Origin of the sequence: Caldicoprobacter sp. (assembly GCF_047459465.1) — a bacterium.
Classification (GTDB): Bacteria; Bacillota; Clostridia; order Caldicoprobacterales; family Caldicoprobacteraceae; genus Caldicoprobacter.
On record NZ_VSCO01000139.1, the window covers coordinates 1 to 4,616 of the forward strand.

Here is a 4,616-nt window from a genome sequence, read left to right on the forward strand (position 1 = left end):
ATAGCCTGTGGCAAGTCTACGGTAGCCGCTATGCTGGCAGATTTGGGAGCAGCAGTCATAGACGCCGATGTGATTGCCAGGGAAATAACCAAAAAGGGAACGCCTGTATGGCACAGGATAAAAGAAACATTTGGGGATGAGTATCTGCTACCCGATGGGGAACTTGACAGAAAAAAGTTGGGAGAGCTGGTGTTTGCCAACGCCGAAGCTTTAAAGAAGCTTAACGCCATTACGCATCCTGTCATTCAGCAGCAGGTGTTGGCCAAAATAGATAGGTTAAAGTCTATGGGCAGCTATAAAGCAATCGTGGTGGACGCTGCGCTGCTTATAGAGGCGGGATGGCATCATATGGTGGACGAAGTATGGCTGGTGGTGACCGACAGGGAGACCCAGATAGAAAGGCTGATGAAGCGGAACGGACTTACGCGCCAGCAGGCTTTAAACAGGATAAACAGCCAGATGGATCAGGATATAAAGAGGCGGTATGCTGATAGAATAATAGACAATTCCCGCGACATGGAGTATACCCGGAAGCAGGTGGAGCAGCTATGGGCAGAACTTTGACCTTTAGATTTGTATTTATTACCATGCTGGCGGTATTTCTTATACTATGCGCTGCCTTGATGTATGGTTATGTGCAGAGGAGGATGTATCCCCTAAAATATGAAGCCTTGATACTTGAGTATGCCAATGAATACGGGCTGGATCCATATCTGGTGTGTGCGGTCATATGGGTTGAAAGCAAGTTTAATGAGGTCGCGACGTCCCATAAAGGGGCAAGAGGGCTCATGCAGGTCATTCCATCCACGGGGCAGTGGGCGGCACAAAAGCTGGGCATCGAGGGATACACCGATGACAGCCTTTATGATCCAGCAGTCAATATACGGATAGGGTGCTGGTATCTCAATAGGCTGCGCCATCACTTCAAAGGGAACATGGGCCTTGCCCTTGCAGCCTATAATGGTGGCAGCGGCAATGTTGAAAGATGGCTGCAAGACCCCAGGTACAGCAAGGATGGAGAAGAATTGGATAATATACCCTTTAGAGAAACGCGGGATTTTGTGGATAGGGTATGGAAGGCTTACCATAAATACAAGCAGCTGTATTGCATACCTGATGTTAATCGATGAGAGGGATTGGGAAGATATGAGGAAGGGAATTACTTTGATATGTTTGATCCTCTATATATTGACTTTGACGGCGTGTCAAATTATAGAGGTGCCAAATATCGTAGAACAAGATATCGAAATGGATGAGGTTGAAAGGGAGGAGGCAGGGACTCCTGAGCCCCGAAAGGGTGGCGAGTTGGTGATTCCCATACCGCCGCCTGATACTCTTAACCCTTTGCTTACCCAATCCAGGGACATGATCAATTTCTTTGGCTTGATATTTGAAGGGCTATTTGAATACGACGAGAATATGAAGCCTCAACCATGCTTGGCTGAGTCATGGGATGTGGAAGATGACGGTAAGCTGTGGCGCTTTCATTTGCGTAAAAATGTGGTGTTTCATGATGGGCGGACCCTCACCGGGGATGATGTGGTGTTTACCTTTTTAGCGTTGCAGGGGGGGCGCCTGGGGTCGTTTTATCAAGAGAGCATCGTCAACAACGCAAGCATACAAAAGGTTGAAACCGACCCTTTTGATCCCTACACGGTCAACGTGTATCTATCTCAACCTATTAATAACATGTTGGATATTATGACCTTTCCCGTGCTTCCTAAACAGGTGTACCAGTCCGACGAGTTTATGCTGCAGCACCGGCAGGATATGAGCTTGCTTCCTGTAGGAACGGGGCCTTACAAGGTAGAGGGAGAAGGGATTGAGCTTGATGAGACGGGAGATGGAATTAAGCAGATCAGGCTGGTGAGGAATGAAAGATATTGGGGAAACCAGCCTTATATCGACTCCATACTGGCACGGGTTTATGATGATGAGATGAAGGTGAGGCAGGCTTTTTATGACCGAGAGATAGATTTGATAAACGTTATGCCTACTGTAATTAACCCATATCCTAGGGAAGAGGATGCAAAAGTCCATCGGTATTTGACGCGCAATTATGAATTTTTGGCATTTAACATGAATCACCCGGTATTGGGAGATGTCAACGTCAGAAGAGCCATAGCCTATGCTCTGGATAGGAAAGATATCATTTTTAAGGTATATTTGAACAATGCAGAAACGGTGGACGTTCCTATTCCTTCCGATTCGTGGCTTTACGACAGCAGTTACAGGATATATGATTATGATCCTGACAGGGCAATTGAACTACTGGAGCAGGCAGGCTGGATGCTTGGAAAGGCGGATGCTCAAGATGAACAGGAACAGAAAGAAGAAGGACAGGTGGAAGGTATCGAGAATGAGCAGTCAACAGAAGGTGAGCTGTTAGAAGAGGATGATGAAGGCGCTTCAGAACAAAATCAGCAGGAAGATGATTGGATCAGGTACAAAATTATAGGGGATCAAAAAGTTGAGCTTAGGTTTTCAATTTTAACTAACTCCGAAAATATGTTGAGGAAGGATGCTTTGGAGGTAATTGCTCAGCAGTTGAAACAGGTGGGCATTGCAGTGGACATAGAGGTCCTTCCTTGGGAGGAACTGACGGAAAGGCTGAAAAGCGGCCAATTTGAAGCGGTATTGACCGGCTATTATCTGAGCATATTTCCAGAACTCACATTTATGTTTCATTCAAAAGAGGTTGGAAATGGCCTCAACAATTTCATCAGATACCACAGCGATGAGTTGGACAAGTTGCTGGACGAGGCAGCTATGGCTTATAATGGTGCCAAGCTCAAGGAGTTCTACAGCCGTATACAAAAGTACCTGGTGGAGCAGCTACCTGTGGTTAGCCTGTATTTTCAAACAGCGTCAGTTATAACCAGCAACAGGGTTTGCGGAGTGAAGGCTCCCAGAGAGCTCAATATATACAGGGACATCGAGCAGTGGTATTTGAGCGATTAATGGTGTTTTATAGCTTCTTTAGATGGCTGAATAAAAATTCCGCGTCAATAAACGATGAATAAACTGAAAAAATATGATAGAATATTTTTGGCAAAGGAGGGATACCATGTCTATACTAGTAACGGGTGGTGCAGGGTATATTGGAAGCCATACCTGTGTGGAGCTGTTAGAAGCAGGTTACGATATAGTCGTTGTGGATAACTTCTCCAACAGTAAACCCGAGGCCCTGAGGCGTGTGAAAGAGATAACAGGCAAGGATTTTAAAGTATATGCCGTTGACCTTCTGGACAGGGAGGCGCTAGACAAGGTATTCTCGGAAAACGATATTGAAGCCGTCATACACTTTGCAGGGTTTAAGGCTGTTGGTGAGTCTGTAGCCATACCGCTTAAGTATTATTACAACAACATTACGGGTACCATCATACTATGCGAGGTCATGCAGAAATACGGTGTTAAGAAGATAGTTTTCAGCTCTTCTGCTACCGTATACGGCAAGCCCAAAAGCGTTCCCATAAGGGAAGATTTTCCCCTTTGCCCTACCAATCCATATGGGCGGACTAAGTACATGATAGAGGAGATTTTAAAAGATGTGTATGTTGCTGATAATGAATGGAGTATTATTCTGCTGCGGTACTTTAATCCTATAGGCGCTCATGAGAGCGGTAGAATAGGGGAGGATCCTAACGGCATACCCAACAACTTGATGCCCTATATAACTCAGGTGGCCGTCGGAAAGCGAGAGAAGCTGTATGTATTTGGCAACGACTACGATACCCACGATGGTACAGGTGTAAGGGATTACATCCATGTGGTGGATTTGGCCAAAGGGCATATTAAGGCATTGGAGAAGGCCATGAAAGGCAGCGGTGTGGATGTTTACAATTTAGGGACGGGTACAGGGTACAGCGTGCTTGATGTGGTCAAGACTTTTGAAAGGGTAAATGGCGTTAAAATACCCTATGTCATCACCCATAGAAGGCCTGGGGATGTGGATAAATGTTTTGCTGATCCTACAAAGGCCCATAAGGAACTGGGATGGAAGGCCGAGAAAAACCTTGAGGACATGTGCAGGGATTCGTGGAACTGGCAAAGGAATAATCCCAACGGATATGAGGAGAAATAGGTTGGCCATGTATTCAAACTATGTGGGTCTATGGCATGGTGGTGAAACAGCTATATTTTGTTGCAAAGAATAAGGTGTGAAAATATAATGCACACCATTGGAAAGAAAAGGATATTGATACTGGTGTCATGGAGCATTGTAGTTATATGGATGGCTGTCATTTTCTTATTTTCGGCTCAACCTGCATATGAATCCGATAGCATTAGCCAAAGTGTAACCCTATTTGTCCTTAATCTGGCAGAGCGGGTTGTGCCATCGCTTGAGCCGGCTATTAATGTGACAACGTTAAATTACTTGGTTAGAAAAGTAGCTCATTTTGTGATTTATCTTGTATTAGGCGTTTTAACCATAAACGCGTTGAAAATGAGCGGTATTACGACATTTAAAGCTACTGTATGGGCTTTGCTTATCTGTATTGTCTATGCTGCTTCCGATGAAACGCATCAGATGTTTGTGCCGGGTAGAAGTGCTCAGGTGAGAGACGTGCTCATAGATTCAATTGGGGCAGCTATAGGGGTTTGCGGATATTATG

5 protein-coding genes are annotated in these 4,616 nt (G+C 45.2%); all 5 read left to right on the top strand.

The annotated features are described in order from the left end of the window. On the top strand, positions 1-564 hold a 564-nt coding region (gene coaE / locus FWJ59_RS08055), incomplete at its 5' end, for a dephospho-CoA kinase (RefSeq protein ID WP_414481434.1). After that, positions 549-1,130 (top strand): lytic transglycosylase domain-containing protein, encoded by a 582-nt coding sequence (locus FWJ59_RS08060; protein WP_414481435.1) that lies wholly within the window; start codon positions 549-551, stop codon positions 1,128-1,130. The genes coaE and FWJ59_RS08060, both read left to right, overlap by 16 nt. After that, positions 1,117-2,961, top strand: a complete 1,845-nt coding sequence (locus FWJ59_RS08065; protein WP_414481436.1) for an ABC transporter substrate-binding protein — start codon at positions 1,117-1,119, stop codon at positions 2,959-2,961. The genes FWJ59_RS08060 and FWJ59_RS08065 overlap by 14 nt, the downstream gene beginning before the upstream one ends. A 106-nt stretch (positions 2,962-3,067) precedes the next feature. Continuing rightward, the gene (gene galE / locus FWJ59_RS08070) at positions 3,068-4,084 is read left to right on the top strand and encodes a UDP-glucose 4-epimerase GalE (RefSeq protein WP_414481437.1); all 1,017 of its coding nucleotides are present in this window, start codon (positions 3,068-3,070) and stop codon (positions 4,082-4,084) included. An 87-nt stretch (positions 4,085-4,171) separates the two neighbouring features. Then, positions 4,172-4,616 (top strand): VanZ family protein (locus FWJ59_RS08075; RefSeq protein WP_414481438.1); only part of this gene is annotated, 445 nt, incomplete at its 3' end.

Bases quoted from the DNA above. Each gene is read 5' to 3' on its own strand.
- FWJ59_RS08060 (WP_414481435.1), top strand. From the start codon at position 549: ATGGGCAGAACTTTGACCTTTAGATTTGTATTTATTACCATGCTGGCG.
- FWJ59_RS08065 (WP_414481436.1), top strand. From the start codon at position 1,117: ATGTTAATCGATGAGAGGGATTGGGAAGATATGAGGAAGGGAATTACT.
- galE (WP_414481437.1), top strand. From the start codon at position 3,068: ATGTCTATACTAGTAACGGGTGGTGCAGGGTATATTGGAAGCCATACC.